The organism is Mycobacterium shunyiense, from assembly GCF_058270075.1.
Window position 1 is genome coordinate 258796 of the sequence record NZ_JBZDPU010000017.1, and the last position, 16029, is coordinate 274824.

The 16029-nt window shown below is 64.5% G+C and carries 16 protein-coding genes; 8 read left to right on the forward strand and 8 right to left on the reverse strand.

Features of this window, described 5'->3' with window-relative positions; genetic code table 11:
* Positions 1-2 precede the first annotated feature (2 nt).
* The 3 genes from AC4ELH_RS22310 to AC4ELH_RS22320 are packed head-to-tail and all read right to left on the reverse strand — an operon-like array spanning position 3 to position 3200.
* Positions 3-812, reverse strand: a complete 810-nt coding sequence (locus AC4ELH_RS22310) for an enoyl-CoA hydratase/isomerase family protein (RefSeq protein WP_498886737.1) — start codon at positions 810-812, stop codon at positions 3-5.
* A 10-nt stretch (positions 813-822) separates the two neighbouring features.
* Positions 823-1983, reverse strand: coding sequence for a thiolase C-terminal domain-containing protein (locus tag AC4ELH_RS22315; RefSeq protein ID WP_498886739.1), 1161 nt, complete (start codon positions 1981-1983; stop codon positions 823-825).
* Complete coding sequence (locus AC4ELH_RS22320) at positions 1980-3200, reverse strand: Zn-ribbon domain-containing OB-fold protein (RefSeq protein WP_498886741.1); 1221 nt, start codon at positions 3198-3200, stop codon at positions 1980-1982. The genes AC4ELH_RS22315 and AC4ELH_RS22320 overlap by 4 nt, the downstream gene beginning before the upstream one ends.
* A 101-nt stretch (positions 3201-3301) precedes the next feature.
* Here AC4ELH_RS22320 and AC4ELH_RS22325 point away from each other — a divergent pair, with 101 nt between their 5' ends.
* The 4 genes from AC4ELH_RS22325 to AC4ELH_RS22340 are packed head-to-tail and all read left to right on the forward strand — an operon-like array spanning position 3302 to position 7177.
* Entirely contained in the window at positions 3302-4162 is an 861-nt protein-coding gene (locus AC4ELH_RS22325; RefSeq protein ID WP_498886743.1) for an SDR family oxidoreductase, read from the forward strand.
* On the forward strand, positions 4159-5292 hold the full coding sequence (locus tag AC4ELH_RS22330; protein ID WP_498886744.1) for an acyl-CoA dehydrogenase family protein: 1134 nt from the start codon (positions 4159-4161) through the stop codon (positions 5290-5292). The genes AC4ELH_RS22325 and AC4ELH_RS22330 overlap by 4 nt, the downstream gene beginning before the upstream one ends.
* A complete protein-coding gene (locus tag AC4ELH_RS22335; protein ID WP_498886746.1) occupies positions 5289-6359 on the forward strand; it encodes an acyl-CoA dehydrogenase family protein in 1071 nt (356 codons plus the stop codon). The genes AC4ELH_RS22330 and AC4ELH_RS22335 overlap by 4 nt, the downstream gene beginning before the upstream one ends.
* 38 nt (positions 6360-6397) lie before the next feature.
* A complete protein-coding gene (locus AC4ELH_RS22340) occupies positions 6398-7177 on the forward strand; it encodes an SDR family oxidoreductase (protein ID WP_498886748.1) in 780 nt (259 codons plus the stop codon).
* A 53-nt stretch (positions 7178-7230) separates the two neighbouring features.
* On the opposite strand, the gene AC4ELH_RS22345 is transcribed toward AC4ELH_RS22340, so the two are convergent.
* Positions 7231-8058 (reverse strand): enoyl-CoA hydratase/isomerase family protein, encoded by an 828-nt coding sequence (locus tag AC4ELH_RS22345; protein WP_498886750.1) that lies wholly within the window; start codon positions 8056-8058, stop codon positions 7231-7233.
* 172 nt (positions 8059-8230) lie between these two features.
* Here AC4ELH_RS22345 and AC4ELH_RS22350 point away from each other — a divergent pair, with 172 nt between their 5' ends.
* The 3 genes from AC4ELH_RS22350 to AC4ELH_RS22360 are packed head-to-tail and all read left to right on the forward strand — an operon-like array spanning position 8231 to position 11044.
* Positions 8231-9061: a mycofactocin-coupled SDR family oxidoreductase gene (locus tag AC4ELH_RS22350; RefSeq protein WP_498886752.1), complete on the forward strand. Its 831-nt coding sequence runs from the start codon at positions 8231-8233 to the stop codon at positions 9059-9061.
* Between the two features lie 12 nt (positions 9062-9073).
* Positions 9074-9871, forward strand: coding sequence for an SDR family oxidoreductase (locus tag AC4ELH_RS22355; protein ID WP_498886753.1), 798 nt, complete (start codon positions 9074-9076; stop codon positions 9869-9871).
* Between the two features lie 15 nt (positions 9872-9886).
* On the forward strand, positions 9887-11044 hold the full coding sequence (locus AC4ELH_RS22360) for a cytochrome P450 (RefSeq protein ID WP_498886756.1): 1158 nt from the start codon (positions 9887-9889) through the stop codon (positions 11042-11044).
* On the opposite strand, the gene fadD4 is transcribed toward AC4ELH_RS22360, so the two are convergent.
* Positions 11045-12565 (reverse strand): fatty-acid--CoA ligase FadD4, encoded by a 1521-nt coding sequence (fadD4, locus tag AC4ELH_RS22365; RefSeq protein ID WP_498886758.1) that lies wholly within the window; start codon positions 12563-12565, stop codon positions 11045-11047.
* 78 nt (positions 12566-12643) lie between these two features.
* Between fadD4 and AC4ELH_RS22370 the strand changes: the two genes are divergently transcribed.
* A complete protein-coding gene (locus AC4ELH_RS22370) occupies positions 12644-13264 on the forward strand; it encodes a cysteine hydrolase family protein (RefSeq protein ID WP_498886760.1) in 621 nt (206 codons plus the stop codon).
* On the opposite strand, the gene AC4ELH_RS22375 is transcribed toward AC4ELH_RS22370, so the two are convergent.
* The 3 genes from AC4ELH_RS22375 to AC4ELH_RS22385 are packed head-to-tail and all read right to left on the reverse strand — an operon-like array spanning position 13244 to position 16028.
* Positions 13244-13939 carry an Rv1363c family protein gene (locus tag AC4ELH_RS22375; RefSeq protein WP_498886762.1) on the reverse strand — a complete coding sequence of 232 codons (696 nt, stop codon included), beginning with the start codon at positions 13937-13939 and terminating at the stop codon, positions 13244-13246. The two genes, AC4ELH_RS22370 and AC4ELH_RS22375, sit on opposite strands and share 21 nt — an antisense overlap.
* Positions 13936-14607 (reverse strand): Rv1363c family protein, encoded by a 672-nt coding sequence (locus tag AC4ELH_RS22380; RefSeq protein ID WP_498886764.1) that lies wholly within the window; start codon positions 14605-14607, stop codon positions 13936-13938. Before AC4ELH_RS22380 ends, AC4ELH_RS22375 begins: the two co-directional genes overlap by 4 nt.
* Complete coding sequence (locus AC4ELH_RS22385; RefSeq protein ID WP_498886767.1) at positions 14571-16028, reverse strand: MCE family protein; 1458 nt, start codon at positions 16026-16028, stop codon at positions 14571-14573. Before AC4ELH_RS22385 ends, AC4ELH_RS22380 begins: the two co-directional genes overlap by 37 nt.
* Position 16029: the final 1 nt, after the last annotated feature.

Consider the following 16029-nt stretch of genomic DNA (forward strand, 5'->3'; position numbering starts at 1 on the left):
CCCTACTTCTTCGACCGGGCCCGGAAAGCTGCCACGCGTTCCTTGAACTCCGGGGTTGAGAACGAGGTCAGTTCCTCGGCCAGTGCGTACTCCAGCACACCATGCGCCGCGCGGGACAGGTGCATGTTCAGGGCCACCTTCGACGACCGCAGGGCCTGCGGCGGCAGAGCGGCCAGCCGCTCACCGAGTGCCAGCGCCTCGTCGAGCACGGTGTCATCGCTGACCACCTTGGTGACCAGGTTCAGCTTCTCGGCGATCTCGGCGGTGATCCGATCCCCGAGCAGCACAAACTCTTTGGCCTTCATCATGCCAACCAGTAGGGGCAGCATCGCTGCGCCGCCGTCGCCGGCGGTCAGCCCGACCGCTACGTGCGGGTCCGCCAGGTAGCTGCTCTCCCCCATCACCAGCAGATCGCTCAGCAGCGCGATCGAGCAGCCCAGTCCCACCGCGGGCCCGTTCACCGCCGACACCAGTGGCTTGGGGAAGTTGATCACTTCGAGGAACACCGTCCGCGCTTCGTGGATCTGAAAGGCGCGCGCCTGTTCGTCCTCGATCAGGCGACCGAACATCACCATGTCACCACCGGCTGAGAAGGCCTTGCCCACACCTGTGGTCACGACTGCGCGCACGTCGTCGTCGGCCTCCAGGACTCGCCAGATGGTGGCGAACGCGTGGTGCACCTCCTCGGTCACGGCGTTGAGCGCCTCGGGGCGGTTGATGCTCACGACGTGGACGTTGCCGCGCTTCTCCACCAGCAGCCACGGTGCGAACTGCTCGTAGCCGGCCAAAGTTGCAATTTCTGAAGTGGTCATGTGATTACCGTCAGTTCTTTTTGTTGGAAAGGATGGTCACCGCGGAGACCGCGGTTGGGCCGCCGATGTTGTGCGCCAGCGCCACGCGGGCGCCGTCTACCTGATTTTCGGCCTCACCGCGCAGCTGGTTGAACAGTTCGTAACATTGCGCGACGCCGGTTGCGCCCGGCGGATGGCCCTTGGCCTTCAACCCTCCACTCGGATTGATGGGGATCGACCCGCCGACGTAATGCTCGCGGCCTTCGACCAACTTGTAGGCCTCGAACCGGTTTGCGAGGCCGAGGTCTTCGTAACTGATCAACTCAACACCGGTGAAGCAGTCGTGGACCTCGGCAACATCGATGTCGCGCGGGGTCACACCGGCCATGGACATGGCAGCCTTCGCGGCTCTGACAGTCGGGGGGAACGTCGTCATATCGCTCTTGTGTTGGTGCATCACCCGGTCCATCCCCAGACCGACGCCACGCACCCAGACCGGTCGATCCGTGTAGCGGTCCACGACCTCTTCGGCGGCGAGGATGACCGCGGCCGCCCCGTCGCTCTGCGGCGTGCAGTCGTACAACCCGAACGGCTCGACCACCATGGGCGCTGCCAACGCCTGTTCGACGGTGATCTCGTACCGCAGTTGGGCTTTCGGATTCTTCAGGGCGTGGAAGTGGTTTTTCACCGCGACCATCGCCATGTGCTCCTTGGTCGCCGGCGACTCGTGCAGGTAGCGGATGACGTGCAGCGCGAAGTTGGCGGGCGCGACGAGCCCCAACGGATAGTCCCAGGCATTGTCGCGGGTCATGGCGGCCCAATCCCAGAATGTGGTGTTCGACGCGGTTTCGCGCACTTTGTCCGCGCCGACCACCAGCACCACGTCGTAGAGCCCTGACGCGATGGCCAAGGTCCCGTTACGGATCGCGTCGTTTCCTGTGGCGCAGGCATTTTCGACTCTGGTGACCGGAATGCCGGTCAGATCGAGAGTGTCGGCCAGGATGCCAGACGGAAAACCGTCGGTGGTGGACAGTTCACCAAACCAGGCGGCCTGGATATCCGATTTCTTGATGCCCTTGTCGACGTTACCGACCGCCTCGGCGTAAGCCATCGGGACCAGGTCCTTGATGCCGAGATCGAAATGCTCGGCGAACGGGGTCATCCCCGCTCCGACGATCGCGACGTTCCTCATGCGTGGGCTCCTTCGGCGGTCGTGGGCCAGAACGCGTATCCGTAATCCGGGACGCCGGCGCGGTCGGCGATCTTGCGCAGGACCACCGAGCCGGCCTGACCGATGGTGGCCTCACCGGCAGGTACCCCGGTGACCTTCATCAGCACCCGCACGGGGCTGCCGTCGAGTTGCACGACAGCGATCGAATACGGACTTGGGAGGTCCGGCACCGGGATACGAACGGTGGTCTGGGTATAGACGGTCCCAGTGCGCGGCAACGGTTCCAGCCGGTAGTCGGTGACCAACCCGCCGTCGTCGTCGACCCGGGCGCGTGGCGGGAACTGCGGCGCGCTGTCGATACCGGGCCGTTCGTCGAATACCGCCGCCTCCCAGCGCAGCTTGGGTTCGAAGGCGCGGGCATAGGCGGGCAGCGAGATCGGGATGCCGTTGCCGTCAGCGGTGCGGAATTTCGGTAGCTCCCGTGCCGGAGCCTCGTCGCGGGAGACGGTCGGCACCGTAGCTGACCCGCGGACTTCGGCCGCGGTCACGCTGGACTGTTCGACGGCCACCAACAGGCCGGCCGCGTGCTCCTTCTCGATGAGGTCGGCTAGTGCCCTGATGACTCCTGATGCTGAGGAGATCGGCTCTTCGATCGCGCCGGCGGTCGAGATGTCGCCGCCGAGTTCCTTTGCTTTGACGCCGACGACGGCCGCAACGGCTTGCGAATCCGTCAGCCCCAATCGCGCGATGGTCGACTTGACCCCGATCTCACGTTGCAGCCGCGGGTCGCCATAGTGGCGTCGGGCGCCGTCCTCACCACGCACGGTGGTCGGCAAGCTGCGGGTCTGGCGGGCCACCGGTTCCACGGCGGCACCTTCGGCACCGACCAGCACGGCAGCTGCCGCGGCGACCGTTGCGGAGTCGTCGGCCGCGATCACGAGAGTCCCGTCCCTCGCTCCGAGAATCTGGTCGAGCACGGCCGGTGCACCGCCCAGCACTTCGCTCACCGCCACATCAGCGGACAGCGACAGACCTGCCAGCAGCACCGCGCCGTTCCCCCCCTCCAGCAGAGGGAAGTCGCGGGTCACCAGCACCACCCGGTGTGCGGTGGCATCCGGGTCAGCAGCCCGCCCGGCGGCAACTGCCATGGTCAGCGCGTCCTCATCGGGTCCCTTCACCCGGCGTTCGCGCACAGTCCACGGCGGCAGGTAGGTGCCGATCGCGGCAACCTGTGTCATAGAGCCTCGCTTTGGTCGGTGACCGCATCACAGCGGCCGACTAATGAGCTATATAGTTATAGCATTCAAGGATACAGCCCAGCGACGGCGGAAGGACAACTGTGAGCATTCCCGCTCCCCGCACCCTGAAGGATCGCGTCATAGTGGTGACCGGCGCCAGCCGCGGCATCGGCGCCGCCATTGCCGTGCGCGCGGCGCAGGACGGTGCAGCAGTGGCGCTATTGGCCAAGACCGACACACCCAACCCGAAAATCGCGGGCACTCTGGCCGAGACCGCCGACGCTGTGCAAGCCGCCGGTGGGCGGGCACTTCCGCTGGCCTGCGACGTACGGGATGGTGCTGCTGTGGCGTCAGCCATCTCCGCGGTCGCTGACGCGTTCGGCGGCATCGATGTCGTGATCAACAATGCCGGCGCGCTGGATCTGCGACCGACCGAGAGCCTGCCCCCGAAGAGTCTGCGCCGACTGCTCGAGATCAACGTCGAAGGACCCTTTGCGGTGGTGCAGGCCGCCCTGCCGCACCTGCGCCGATCGGGAAATGCGCACGTGGTCAACGTTTCTCCTCCGCTGAGCCTGGAGCCCCGGTGGGTGGGCGCGCATGTCGGGCACACCGTCGGCAAGTACGCCGAAAGCCTGCTGACGCTAGGCTGGGCCGACGAGTTCGCCGCAGTGCCGATCGCAGTGAACTCGGTGTGGCCGGCCACCACGATCGCCAGCACCGGAATGATGGTCGCGATGGGCGAGGCGGTGGTGCGCGCCCAGGCCCGCAACCCGCAGATCATGTCTGACTCCGTACACGCGTTGGTCACCCGCCCTGCCGCAACATGCAGCGGACACTTCTACACCGACGAGGAGATCCTTCGCGAAGAGGGCTGGGACGATGACGACTTGGATGAGTACCGGCTGGCCGCTCGCGAAGAGGATCTGACTCCCAACTTCTACCTCTCGCCGGCTGCCCGGTGAGCGGGAACGATGCGGCCGAGCTGGCCAAGTTACGTTTCGCCGTACGGGATTTCCTGCAAGCCGACCGTGCCGAATTCGGCTGGCAGCCGGCCGTCGACTCGTGGCTGGGCAGTTGGGACGAGGGGTTCTCGGCACGGTTGGGCTCCGCCGGGTTCATCGGTCTGACCATCCCGCGCCGCTACGGCGGCCACGAGCTCGGCCACCTGCACCGCTATGCGGTCACCGAGGAACTGATCGCGGCGGGAGCACCCGTGGCAGCGCACTGGACCGCCGACCGACAGGTCGCTCCGAGTCTGTTGACCTACGGCACCGAGGAACAGCGCCAACGAATGCTCCCGAAGATCGTTGCAGGCGAGCTCTATTCGTCGATCGGCATGAGCGAGCACGGTGCCGGTTCCGATCTGGCAGCTGTCGCGAGCAAGGCAGCCCGAACCGACGGGGGCTGGCTGCTGTCCGGCACCAAGGTGTGGACCAGCGGTGCCCACCATGCGCACCAGGTCGTGGTGCTGGCACGCACCAGTCCCGCCGACCCGCAAAACCGCCACGTCGGGTTCAGCCAGTTCCTGGTGCCGTGCGCGGCCGAGGGCGTCCGCGTCGAGCCGATCGCGTTGATGTCCGGTGCGCACCACTTCAACGAGGTGATCTTCGACCAGGTCTTCGTTCCCGACGCCGACGTGCTCGGTGAAGTCGGCAATGGTTGGCACCAGGTCACCTCGGAACTATCGTTCGAACGCAGCGGACCTGAGCGCATCTTGTCCACCGGCCCGTTGCTGTTCGCCGCCATCCGCGCGCTGGGATCCGGGCCGGCGCCCGATGACCGCACTGTGGTAGCCGTTGGCGACCTGCTGGCCCGATTGATCTCGCTGCGGCAGCGGTCCTTGTCGGTAGCTCGCACGCTCACCGACGGCGGCGACGCCGCGAACCAGGCGGCGCTGGTGAAAGACCTCGGCACCCGCTTCGAAGCCGAGTCGGTCGAACTGATCGATGACCTGATAGCGCGATTGCCCCCGAATCCGGAGGTGGAGACCATGCTGAGAACGGCCTGGCTACACAAGCCCATGTTCACCTTGCGGGGCGGCACCAATGAGGTGCTGCGTGGCGTGATCGCTCGCGGAATGGGGTTGCGATGAGTGCGCTCGCAGGAGGAGTGTTCGGCTCCGATGACAGCAACGACGACGATGCCGAACTTCGACGGCTCGTTGACGATCTGGGTCGGCTTGCCTTCGATGCTCGGCTGGGCCGTCGAGGCCTACCCGATCGGTTCGACGCCGACCTCTGGCGAATCCTCGAAGACGCCGGGCTGGCCCGCCTGACGAGCACCACGGATTTGGGCGCCGGCCCGCGAGAGCTCGCGATCACGCTCTACGGCCTGGCCCGTCATGCCGGATCGGTACCGTTGGCCGAAACCGACCTGCTGGCAGGATGGTTGGGCCAACAGGCCGACCTTGAATTGCCGCACGGACCGCTGACAGTCGCCATCGCTGACGCGGACACCGACGGCCGCCGGGTCACCGGGACAGCACGGTCCGTTCCTTGGGCACGATCCTGCGCAGCGGTGCTGCTGGCGGTCCGCGGTCCCGACAGCCTGCGTGTAGGCCTGGTCGAGGTGTCGCCCAGCAACCTGAGGGAAGATCACAACCTCGCCGGCGAACCTCGCGATTCCATCGCCTTCGACCTGCCCGCCGATCGGTTGCACGCCGTGGACCCTGCGCTCGGTGACGGACTTGAGCGACGCGGCGCGTGGTCGCGCTGTGTGCAGATCGTCGGGGCTCTCGACGCAGCTGCCGCGCTGTCGGTGAACCACACGCGCGAGCGTGTCCAGTTCGGTCGCCCGCTCAGCGCGTTCCAAGCGGTGCAACAGTCATTGGCCGGTATGGCCGGGGAGATCGAAACAGCCCGTGCTGCTGCAGAACTGGCAGTAGCGGTGGCATCCGAGCATGGATTCGATTCCGCCGACACCGACCACGCCATCGCCGTTGCCAAGGTAGCGGTGGGCCGCGCAGTCGGCCCAGTCACGACCGTCGCGCACCAACTGCACGGCGCAATCGGCGTCACCCAGGAACATCCACTGTGGTTGTTCACCTTGCGCGCCCAGAGCTGGGCCGGGGACTACGGCACCACCACGCAGTACGCCCGGCGCCTGGGCCGGTTGGCCCTAGCTGCCGAGGATCCATGGGACCTCGTCACAGCAACATGACAGAAACCGCTCACCCAACAGTAGAAATGGAGAACTCGATGACGGTAAAGAAATTCGAAGGTGCGTCGGCGATTGTCAGCGGCGGCGCGGGAGGTCTGGGCGAAGCCACAGTGCGCCGGCTTCACGCCGATGGACTCGGCGTGGTGATCGCCGATCTCGCTGCCGACAAGGGCAAGGCGTTGGCGGATGAATTGGGCAGCCGGGCCCTCTTCGTCAGCACCGACGTGACGAGCGACGACAGCATCCTCGCTGCGATCGAGCAGGCCAACCAGCTCGGTCAGCTTCGCTACGCCGTTGTGGCACACGGCGGATTCGGTGTCGCCCAACGCATCGTCCAGCGCGACGGCAGCCCGGCCGATCTGGGCGGATTCACCAAGACCATCGACCTCTACCTGACCGGCACCTACAACCTGACCCGATTGGTGGCGGCATCGGTGGCCGGCACGGAACCTGGCGAGGACGGTGAGCGGGGTGCCATCGTGATGACCGCCTCGGTGGCGGGATACGAAGGACAGATCGGTCAGACAGCGTATGCAGCGGCGAAAGCGGGCGTGATCGGGTTGACCATCGCGGCTGCTCGCGACCTCAGTTCGGTTGGTATCCGGGTCAACACCATCGCACCGGGCACCATGAAGACACCGATCATGGAGTCGGTCGGCGAAGAGGCCATCGCCAAATTCGCCGCCAACATCCCCTTCCCGAAGCGGCTGGGCACACCCGGTGAGTACGCCGACGCTGCGGCATTCCTGCTGAGCAACGGCTACGTCAACGGCGAAGTGATGCGCCTCGACGGAGCACAGCGCTTCACCCCGAAGTAGCCCGAGGGACGGCGGTCTGGCGCCTTCCGCATCGCCAGACCGCCGTCCGCCGGCTAGAGACGGCCGTCCACCTGCAACTCGGGGTGCACCCAGGCCGGTGAGTTCTTCTGCTTGAACGCGCGGAATCCTTCCCGCGCCTCGGGGCCGAACAGACTCGTCTGCATGCCGATCCGGTCGTACAGACCCAAGTAGTTGTCCAGGCTCGCCTTGACTATCCCTCGCGCGCCGGGCGCAGTCCGGCAACATTGCGCGAGAAGATCTTTCGCAACATCCAGTAGGTCGTCGTGGGGAACCACCCTGGCCACCATGCCCCAGTCGAGTGCCTCTTCTGCATTCAGAGTGCGCCCGGTGAACATCAGGTCCTTGGTGCGGACCGGGCCGATCAGCCGCGCAAGCACCTGGCTGTAGTACGTGTCGGCGATGCCACGGAACAATTCGGGCACCCGAAAGGTCGCCCGGTCACTGACCACGGCCAGATCGCTGCACATCGCGATCTGCAGGCCACCGCCCTGGCAGAGACCGTTGACCGCCGACACCACGGGCTTTGGCGACTGACGCAGCACATCGAAGGGTGCGACATCCATACCCAAGTTCGAGGCGAAATCTATCCAGTTGTCTTCGCCGGCCTGTCCGAGGTCGCCACCCGGCGCGAAGACGTCTCCGGTGCCGGTGATCAGCAAGCCGGCCAGGTCGGGATCGCCATTCACCCGATTGATGGCATAGCGGATGCCGAAATACATCGCGGGGGTCATCGCATTACGCGCTTGCGGACGGTCCAGCGTGCAGATGGCGAACGCCCCTTCGCGTTTGAACGTGAGGTAGGGGGTCCCCAACCAATCGCCGTCGGGTGGGCGCGGACCGCCGTTGGGGGTAGTGGACATGTGGGAATCCCTTCAGAGCGTCGATGGATCTGCCTGCCATCAAATTAGCCATATAGTTGTATGATTCCAAACTCTCCGCGTAGCATCGGGCATGGCGCACTTCACAGGCACCACAACCGGACGCCGCCCGATTGAGCGCGGCCATATCTATCGATCACCGGAGGAACAAGGAATGGGTTCACTCGACGGCCGCGTCGTCTTCATCACCGGAGCCGCCCGCGGACAGGGCCGTTCGCACGCAATCATGTGCGCTGAGCAAGGCGCTGACATCATCGGCGTAGATATCTGCGAGAACCTCGACGTCGTCCCGTATCAGCTGGGAACCACCGAGGAGCTCGAGGAGACCGCACGCCTGGTCGAAAAGACCGGCAGGCAAATGATCACCCGCAAGGCCGACGTGCGCGACATCGCCGCCCTGCAGGAGGCGTTCGACGCCGGCGTCGCACAGTTCGGCCACGTCGACACCGTGCTGGCCAATGCCGGGGTCGTGCTGACCAACGCCGACGAGCGCGACGCCTCCGAAGCCCTCCGCCTGGGGCTCGACATCATGCTCGTCGGTGTGTGGAACGCATTCCAGGTCGCGATCCCCCACATCAAGGAACGCGGCGAGGGCGGCAATCTGATCGCCACCAGCTCGATGGTCGCGCTCCTGGACCTGACCGATGGACGTGGCGGCAGCGACGCCTATCTGTTGTCCAAGGTCGCCATCGTTAGCCTGGTTCGCGCCTACGCGGCCCTGCTCGCCCCCGACCGCATCCGCGTCAACGCGGTAGCGCCCACCAACTGCGCGACGCCGATGATCACCGAGAACCCGGCCCTGTTCAAGGTGATCGAGGAGAACCCCCGAATGGTCAACGCCGTTCAGACCGCGCTGCCGGACCTGCCGCTGATCGAGCCACGCGACGTCTCCAACGCCATCCTGTTCTTGCTCAGCGACGCGGGCCGATCCTTCACCGGAAGCTTGTTGAAGGTAGACGCAGGCATGGACATCCGACGAGGCTAGGGAACACCCGCAATGCACTTCGGGATCGATGGTCGGTCGGCACTGATCGTTGGCGGTAGCAAGGGAATTGGGTTCGAAGTCGCCAAAATGCTTGCCGGGGAAGGTGCCCGGGTGGCCATAGTGGCCCGGACCAAGACCGATGTCGACGATGCGGTGGAGGCCATCCGCGCCGAGGGCGGCACCGCCCTCGGCGTCCCCGCCGACGTGAGCAGTCCGCAACAGGTGGCAGACGCCGTCCGTGCGGTGACGGCCGAGCACGGCGCTCCGCTGATCGTGGTCGGGCAGGCGAAGTACCAGCGGCCGGGGGACTTCGCCGACATCAGCGACATCAGCGTCTACCGCGAGTCGTTCGAAGCGCACACCATGAGCCAGATCCTGCTGCTACAGGCAGTCCTGCCGGCAATGCAGCGAGCCGGCTGGGGCCGTTTCGTGCATATCGGTTCGGCCACCGCGAAGGAGCCGGCAGGCAACATCCACCATGCGGTGGCCAACACCAGCCGCCCGTCGACCGTCGGCTTGCTCAAGACGGTGTCCGACGAGTACGCCAGGTACGGGATCACCGTCAACACCGTCGCTCCCGGTTGGATCGAGACCGAGAACTCGCGCAACTACCTTGACCAGCATTTTGGCGCCAGCTCGGAAGAACAGCGGCGCGACTTCATGCTCGCCCAGGCCCGCGTACCCGCGGGTCGGATGGGGAAGGCGCCCGAAATCGCCTCCCTTGTCACGTATCTATGCTCAGAACCTGCCGGATACCTCACCGGCAGCTGGATCGAGGTCGACGGTGGATTACACCGCTCGGCGTTCTAACCTCCGGGAGGACACATGAATACCCTTGGTGCACCGGAGCTTTCCTTCGCGGGCCTGCCGATGACCGCCGACCGTGGTGTGGGGTGGAAGACCGTGCGCGACGCCGGCCGGGTGGTATACATCGACGGCTGGTACTACCTGTCCCACCGCGAGGATGTGCTGGCCGCACTCCGGAATCCGGAGCTCTTCTCGTCGAAGAAAGCGTTCGACGTACTCGGTGCCCCGCTGCCGCTCGTGCCCATCTCCTTCGATCCGCCGGAGCACACCCGGTTCCGCAAGATCCTGCAGCCCTTCTTCAGCCCGAAGACCTTGAACGAGATGTTGCCGTCGCTGCAGAAACAAGCACTCGACATCATCGACGACGTGGTCATGAAGGGTGAGTGCGAGGTGGTGGCCGACATCGCGATCCCTTACCCCTCACAGGTGTTCCTGACGCTGTTCGGGCTGCCCCTTGAGGATCGGGACCGCCTCATCGCCTGGAAGGACTCGGTTATCGCGCTAGCAGATTCGCCGTCGCTCGAGGGCCATGATCTGACGCCGGCAATGGAATTGCTCGCCTACCTCACCGAGGCTGTCAACGAACGAAGGGCCAACCCCGGCCCTGACATCCTGTCCCAGGTACTCACCGGCGATGATGCCCTCGACGACGCCGAGGTGATGGGCCTGAGCTTCTTGTTCGTGCTCGCCGGGTTGGACACCGTCACCGCGGCGATGAGCATGGCGCTGCTAGAACTCGCCCGCAATCCGGAGTTACGCACCACGCTGCGCGACAATCCCGACCAGATGAACGTATTCGTCGAGGAGATCGTCCGATTGGAGCCGCCGGCACCGATGCTGCCGCGGGTCACCACCCAGGAGGTGACCATCGGTGACTTCACGTTGCCCCCGGACACCCAGGTGCGCCTGTGCATTGCCGCTATCAACCGTGACGACAGCGACGAGATCTCCACCAATGACGTGGTGATGGACGGAAAGGTGCACCGGCATTGGGGCTTCGGCGGTGGGCCGCACCGCTGCCTCGGGTCGCATCTGGCCCGCATGGAGCTCACGCTCATTCTCGAGGAGTGGCTGAAGCGCATTCCCGATTTTTCGGTGGAAGCCGGCTATGAACCGCACATCGTTTTCCCCGCACAGACCTTCGCGCTGGAACGTGTGCCACTGAAGCTGGGCTGACTACGTCGAGTACTTGACGACAAGCTGCTGTTTGTAGAGCTTGCCGGTGTCCGTGCGCGGCAGCTGCTCCTCGAACGAGATCGACCGCGGGCACTTGTAGTGCGCCAACCGGATTCGAAGCCAGTCGAGCAACTCGGTGGCGAACGCCTCAGTGGCATCGGTGGGATCAACCGTCTGAACAACGCCTTTGACACTCTGGCCCATCTCGTCGTCGGAAACACCGAAGACCGCAGCGTCAAGCACCTTGGGGTGGGTGATCAGCAGATCCTCCGCCTCTTGCGGGTAGATGTTGACCCCGCCAGAGATGATCATGTGATGGCGACGGTCGGTGAGATACAGATAGCCATCCTCGTCGAGGTACCCGATATCACCCACTGTCACCCAGCCACGCGCGTTGCGCGCCGCCGCGGACTTCTCCTCGTCCTTCAGGTATTGAAAGGGATGCCCGCCCTCGTAGTAGATTTCGCCGACTTCTCCGGGCGGCAGCTCCTCTCCGTCCTCGCTCAGGATGTGCGGGACCCCGACCAAGGGTCGGCCCACCGACCCCGGGTGACTCAACCAGTCCTCAGCGCGGATGAAAGAAGCGCCGACAGCTTCCGACGAAGCGGAGTACTCATCGATGATCGGTCCCCACCACTGGATCATCTGCTTCTTGATCTCAACCGGACAGGGTGCGGCGGCATGCACCACGCGCTCGAGACTGGATACGTCATACGAATTGCGGATCTTTTCAGGAAGTTTGAGCATCCGAACGAACATCGCGGGGACAAACTGGGCATGAGTGATGCCATGGCGCTGGATGGCCTCGAGCGCGCATTCCGGGTCGAACTTTTCCATGATGACGGTCGTGCCACCCAGCGACTGCACCGCCATCGACCAAAACGACGGCGCGGTGTGGTACAGCGGGGCCGGACTCAGATAGACCGAGCGGCCGGTGATCCCGACCGCGTTCAGCAATGGCATCAGGATATTGGGCGCTGCATCAGGTGAGAGATGGGTGAGCTCACGGCGGATGCCCTTGGGACGCCCGGTCGTACCGGACGAGTACTGCAGGAGATCGCCTTCGCGCTCGTCGGAAATCGGCGTCGAGGCTTGATCCGCAATGCATTCCGGGTATGTCGCCCAGCCACGGAGCTGGTCGTCTGCAATCAGCAGGACCTCCGGCAGCCCGCCGGGTAGATGTGCGACCAGCCCCTCACACACCGCGCGCATCGCTCGCGATCCGATCACCGCCTTGGCACCACTGTTGTCGACGATGTAGGCCGCCTCGGCTGCAGTCAAGTGCGTGTTGATCAGTGCGTAGTAGAACCCGCTGCGCCGAGCCGCCCACATGACGGCGTGCGCGTGCTCGTTGTTCTCCATGATCACCGCAACGGTGTCGCCTTCGCGCAGACCGGCTGCGCGCCAGTAGTGCGCGAGCCGGTTGGCGCGCTCTTCGAGGTCGCGGAAGTCGACCATGATGCCCGATCCGGACACGATGAAGGCGGGCTTACCGGACTCGACATACTCGCGAATCTGCATGCTGCCAGCTTAGCGTTGGGTAGCGCATGGGCAGTCAATTTGCTTGGTATGCAAGGGTTTACCGTCTAGAGTGGGATAATGCCGTCGAAACCTTGGGACCCTGATAGCACAGCCGTCATCTGCGTGGAATGCCAGAACGGTGTGCTCGGTCCAGATTCGGTGTTACCTGCGCTGGCCACCGACGCCGCTGGTCTGGTCGGAGACATTCGTCGATTGCTCGACAGTGCACGCGAGTTCGGCGTGCGGGTGGTACACGCCACCTACGAGGGCAGCCTGGGTGGCCGACCAACCGGCACCGCGCGGTTGTGGAGGGTACTGGGACCCGCGACTGCAGAGTGGGCTCCTGGAACGTCCGCTACGGCTGTGGTTCCCGAACTGCTGGCCGCCACAGACCTGGTCATACCACGGCACCATGGGCTGTTCCCAACGTTGGACTCCGAGTTGTTGCCGGTGCTCAAGGGTCTGGGCGTGACCACCATTGTCCTGGCTGGAGTGTCACTCAACCTGGCTATCACCCACACGGCCGGACACGCTACCCAGGCCGGATTCGACCTCGTCGTGCCGCGCGACGCGGTCGGAGGTACACCGTCAAGTTACGCAGACCAGGTGCTGGACAACACGATTGCCGTTCTCGGCCGGCTGACCAGTGTCGACGAACTCATCCACGAATGGTCCGGGTCAGACAGGCTCGAACCCTGAGATCAGCCAGCGGTCGCCAACCTTCTCGAGGGTGACCCGCACGCTGGAGGCCGTGTTCGTCGGTGCGCCCGTACCGATGGTGGTCGCTTGATTGACAAACACGATCACGACCGCGTGGTTCGGATCCGCCGATACCGAGGCGGCCGCCGGCACCGTCGCGACCGCGGCGATCTGCTGCTGCTTGGCGCCTGGAATCACCACGTCTCGGGTCAGCTGAGTGTATGAGTCACGGAAGTCGCCGGTCAGCAGATCTTGCGCACCGGTAAGGTCCTGTTCCACGCTGTCCGGCTTGTAGGACAGCAGCGCGACAGTGGAATCTTTTGCTGCCTGGACGGATTCGATACCGGCGACTTGCGCGTCGCGCACAGAGGAATCCAGCCATTTCAGCAAACCTGCGGTAAGTCCCAGGACCAGCGCCAAGGTCGGCAGCACACCATAAACCAGGATGCGCATCCAGTTTGATCCATGGCTTACGGCAGCTGTCGCATCATCGCCGGGAACATCGTCATCGAAACCCCCACCGGCGTCCGCTGCGGGCGCGGCTTCAACGTCGTCGGCGTCAGTTGCACCATGCCCGCTGCCCTCCCCGACCTCTGGATGTTCCTCTTCCGGATAGTCCTGTTCTGTCGGTTCGTCGGCGGCCGCATCGGTACCACGCAATTTCAGTTTGATCATGCTACGAATCCCACGTTCGAAACCTTCACGTCTTCGTCTACTTTCTGCACGGTCACGCGCATCCGCCATGCCCGTGGCTGTTGTTCGGGTGCCCCGGCGTTGGATGTCGTGACCGACACGGCAACGATCGCCTGCGCCTCGCCACCGGTAACCGATTCCAGGCCAGCCTCGGTGATCGTGCCGACAGATTTGGACTGCGCCTGTTTGACGACGTCGACGAACGGCTGAGAACGGGCCTCGAAATCTTCATGGAACTGTCCGGTCGCGGAGTCGAGAATGCGCTGTACGTCGGCGTCGGCCTGCTGAAAATCGATAGTCGTGAGGTTCAACGCACCTTGCCGGGCGACCTGTAGATACAACTCACGATCGTTCTCGGCTTGATGCGACTGATCGGCGCGGTAACCCAGCCAGCCCGCCATCCCACCCAGCGCCAGCACCACGATCAATCCCACGACGAGAGCCAGTCGCAGCGCAGGTGTGCCGCGCTGCCCGGTATCGGTGTCGTCGATATCGGTATCGGTATCGGTATCGGCACTGATGGCGTCTGCATCCGCGATGTCGGAGGAAGCCGGCGACTCCACATCCGCGTCCTCGATCGCTGGCATCGCCTCATCTTGAGTGCCAGACGAACTCAATTCCCCGTCGGGGGTATCAGCATTGACTGCCATGTTCGCTCCTTCGATGCGTCGTTGGCGAGGTTGCTCTGCGTGTAGACCTGCCCGTCCGGACCGACGTACGTACCGGTCGCGGGGTCATACTCCGCGACCGCGATCGGAAGAGGCGCGGCCGGCGGTGTAGCCGTTGACCCGGGGGTCCCCGGCGGGGGCTGAGGAACCGACTGGCCGGAGAGTGTCGCGTTGGGGTCACCCTTCCAGTTGAACCCGTCGTTCAGTGGGACATAGTTCTCGTCGCTCTCGCACATCGCCACTGTCGGCGCCCGCTTTCCGGGCCGCGTCTCACACGGCGTGTTACGCGCACCGCGCACGTTCAGCGTCGAGTCCTGCGGAACCCGGCAGTACAGGTCACCTGGCGGTGCGTCAGGGTAGTCCTCGAAACTGGCGGCGCGCTGCTGCTGGGGCGGCAGAAAGCCAGTGTTGCATGTTGGTGGCAGGTTGACATTGACGTTGAAGCTCAGATAGCCACCCTTGTAGTCCTGCTTGGTATTTCGGTTCGCCATGATGGCAGCCTGGATCGCTTCCGTACCGGTAGGCAGCAGCACCAGCAGCTGTTCCACTCCGGGCCGGTACGTGACGGCCACTTCGCCGACGGCCACCAGGTTGGCCAGGATCACAGGCAGCGTCGGCTGCAGCCTGTCGAACAGGGCTCGGACCTCGTCGACTGCCGGCGCGGCGTTCTGCAAGACACCCCGTACCGCCTGGTCTTTGTCCTTCAGCTGCTCGGTGACCGTGGCCAGATGGGCCGCCCAGGCCTGCACCGAATCCGATGTATCGGTCTGGGTGTCCAGAATCGGCCCGACATTGTCGACCACGTTGGTGAGCTCGTTGATGTTCTGCTTCGCGTCGATCGCGAGTTGGGTGGACCCGTCGATGAAGCGTGAAAGCTCCGGTCCCAGGCCGCCGAATGCCAGGTACGCCTCGTCGATCGTGGTTTTGAGGTTGTCACCCGGAATCACCTCGAGACCGCGGTTGGTCGCGCCCAACAGCTCGTTGATGTCCGGTGGTACCGAACTTCGGTCACGGCTGACAACGTCACCGGCTTTCAGCGGCGGCGACGTCGCGTTACGCGGCAACAGAGCAATGTACTGCTCGCCGACGGCGCTCTGGCTGTGGACCTGCGCGTCGAGATCCGAAGGTATGTCAATGCCGGACTTGAGCGCCAGCACAGCATCGACTTCCCCGTCGTTCAGCTTGATCTCTTTGACCTGACCGACTTCGGTTCCGCGGTACGTGACATTCGCACGCTCGTAAAGACCTGCGGCCTCGGGCAATTCGACGGTCACCTGATAGGTCCCGACTCCGAACAGGAACTTCGGCAGCTTCACATACCCAAACGCCATGACCGATATCGCGACCAACGAGACCACGAGGAAGATCGCCAGCTGAATCCAGATTCGTCTAGCCAGATGCATG

Excerpts from the sequence above, each read along its gene's own strand:
- AC4ELH_RS22310 (WP_498886737.1), bottom strand. The coding sequence starts at position 812 with ATGACCACTTCAGAAATTGCAACTTTGGCCGGCTACGAGCAGTTCGCA.
- fadD4 (WP_498886758.1), bottom strand. The coding sequence starts at position 12,565 with ATGCAGATTCGCGAGTATGTCGAGTCCGGTAAGCCCGCCTTCATCGTG.
- AC4ELH_RS22355 (WP_498886753.1), top strand. The coding sequence starts at position 9,074 with ATGCACTTCGGGATCGATGGTCGGTCGGCACTGATCGTTGGCGGTAGC.
- AC4ELH_RS22350 (WP_498886752.1), top strand. The coding sequence starts at position 8,231 with ATGGGTTCACTCGACGGCCGCGTCGTCTTCATCACCGGAGCCGCCCGC.
- AC4ELH_RS22320 (WP_498886741.1), bottom strand. The coding sequence starts at position 3,200 with ATGACACAGGTTGCCGCGATCGGCACCTACCTGCCGCCGTGGACTGTG.
- AC4ELH_RS22385 (WP_498886767.1), bottom strand. The coding sequence starts at position 16,028 with ATGCATCTGGCTAGACGAATCTGGATTCAGCTGGCGATCTTCCTCGTG.
- AC4ELH_RS22360 (WP_498886756.1), top strand. The coding sequence starts at position 9,887 with ATGAATACCCTTGGTGCACCGGAGCTTTCCTTCGCGGGCCTGCCGATG.
- AC4ELH_RS22375 (WP_498886762.1), bottom strand. The coding sequence starts at position 13,939 with ATGATCAAACTGAAATTGCGTGGTACCGATGCGGCCGCCGACGAACCG.
- AC4ELH_RS22370 (WP_498886760.1), top strand. The coding sequence starts at position 12,644 with ATGCCGTCGAAACCTTGGGACCCTGATAGCACAGCCGTCATCTGCGTG.
- AC4ELH_RS22315 (WP_498886739.1), bottom strand. The coding sequence starts at position 1,983 with ATGAGGAACGTCGCGATCGTCGGAGCGGGGATGACCCCGTTCGCCGAG.
- AC4ELH_RS22345 (WP_498886750.1), bottom strand. The coding sequence starts at position 8,058 with ATGTCCACTACCCCCAACGGCGGTCCGCGCCCACCCGACGGCGATTGG.
- AC4ELH_RS22335 (WP_498886746.1), top strand. The coding sequence starts at position 5,289 with ATGAGTGCGCTCGCAGGAGGAGTGTTCGGCTCCGATGACAGCAACGAC.
- AC4ELH_RS22380 (WP_498886764.1), bottom strand. The coding sequence starts at position 14,607 with ATGGCAGTCAATGCTGATACCCCCGACGGGGAATTGAGTTCGTCTGGC.
- AC4ELH_RS22340 (WP_498886748.1), top strand. The coding sequence starts at position 6,398 with ATGACGGTAAAGAAATTCGAAGGTGCGTCGGCGATTGTCAGCGGCGGC.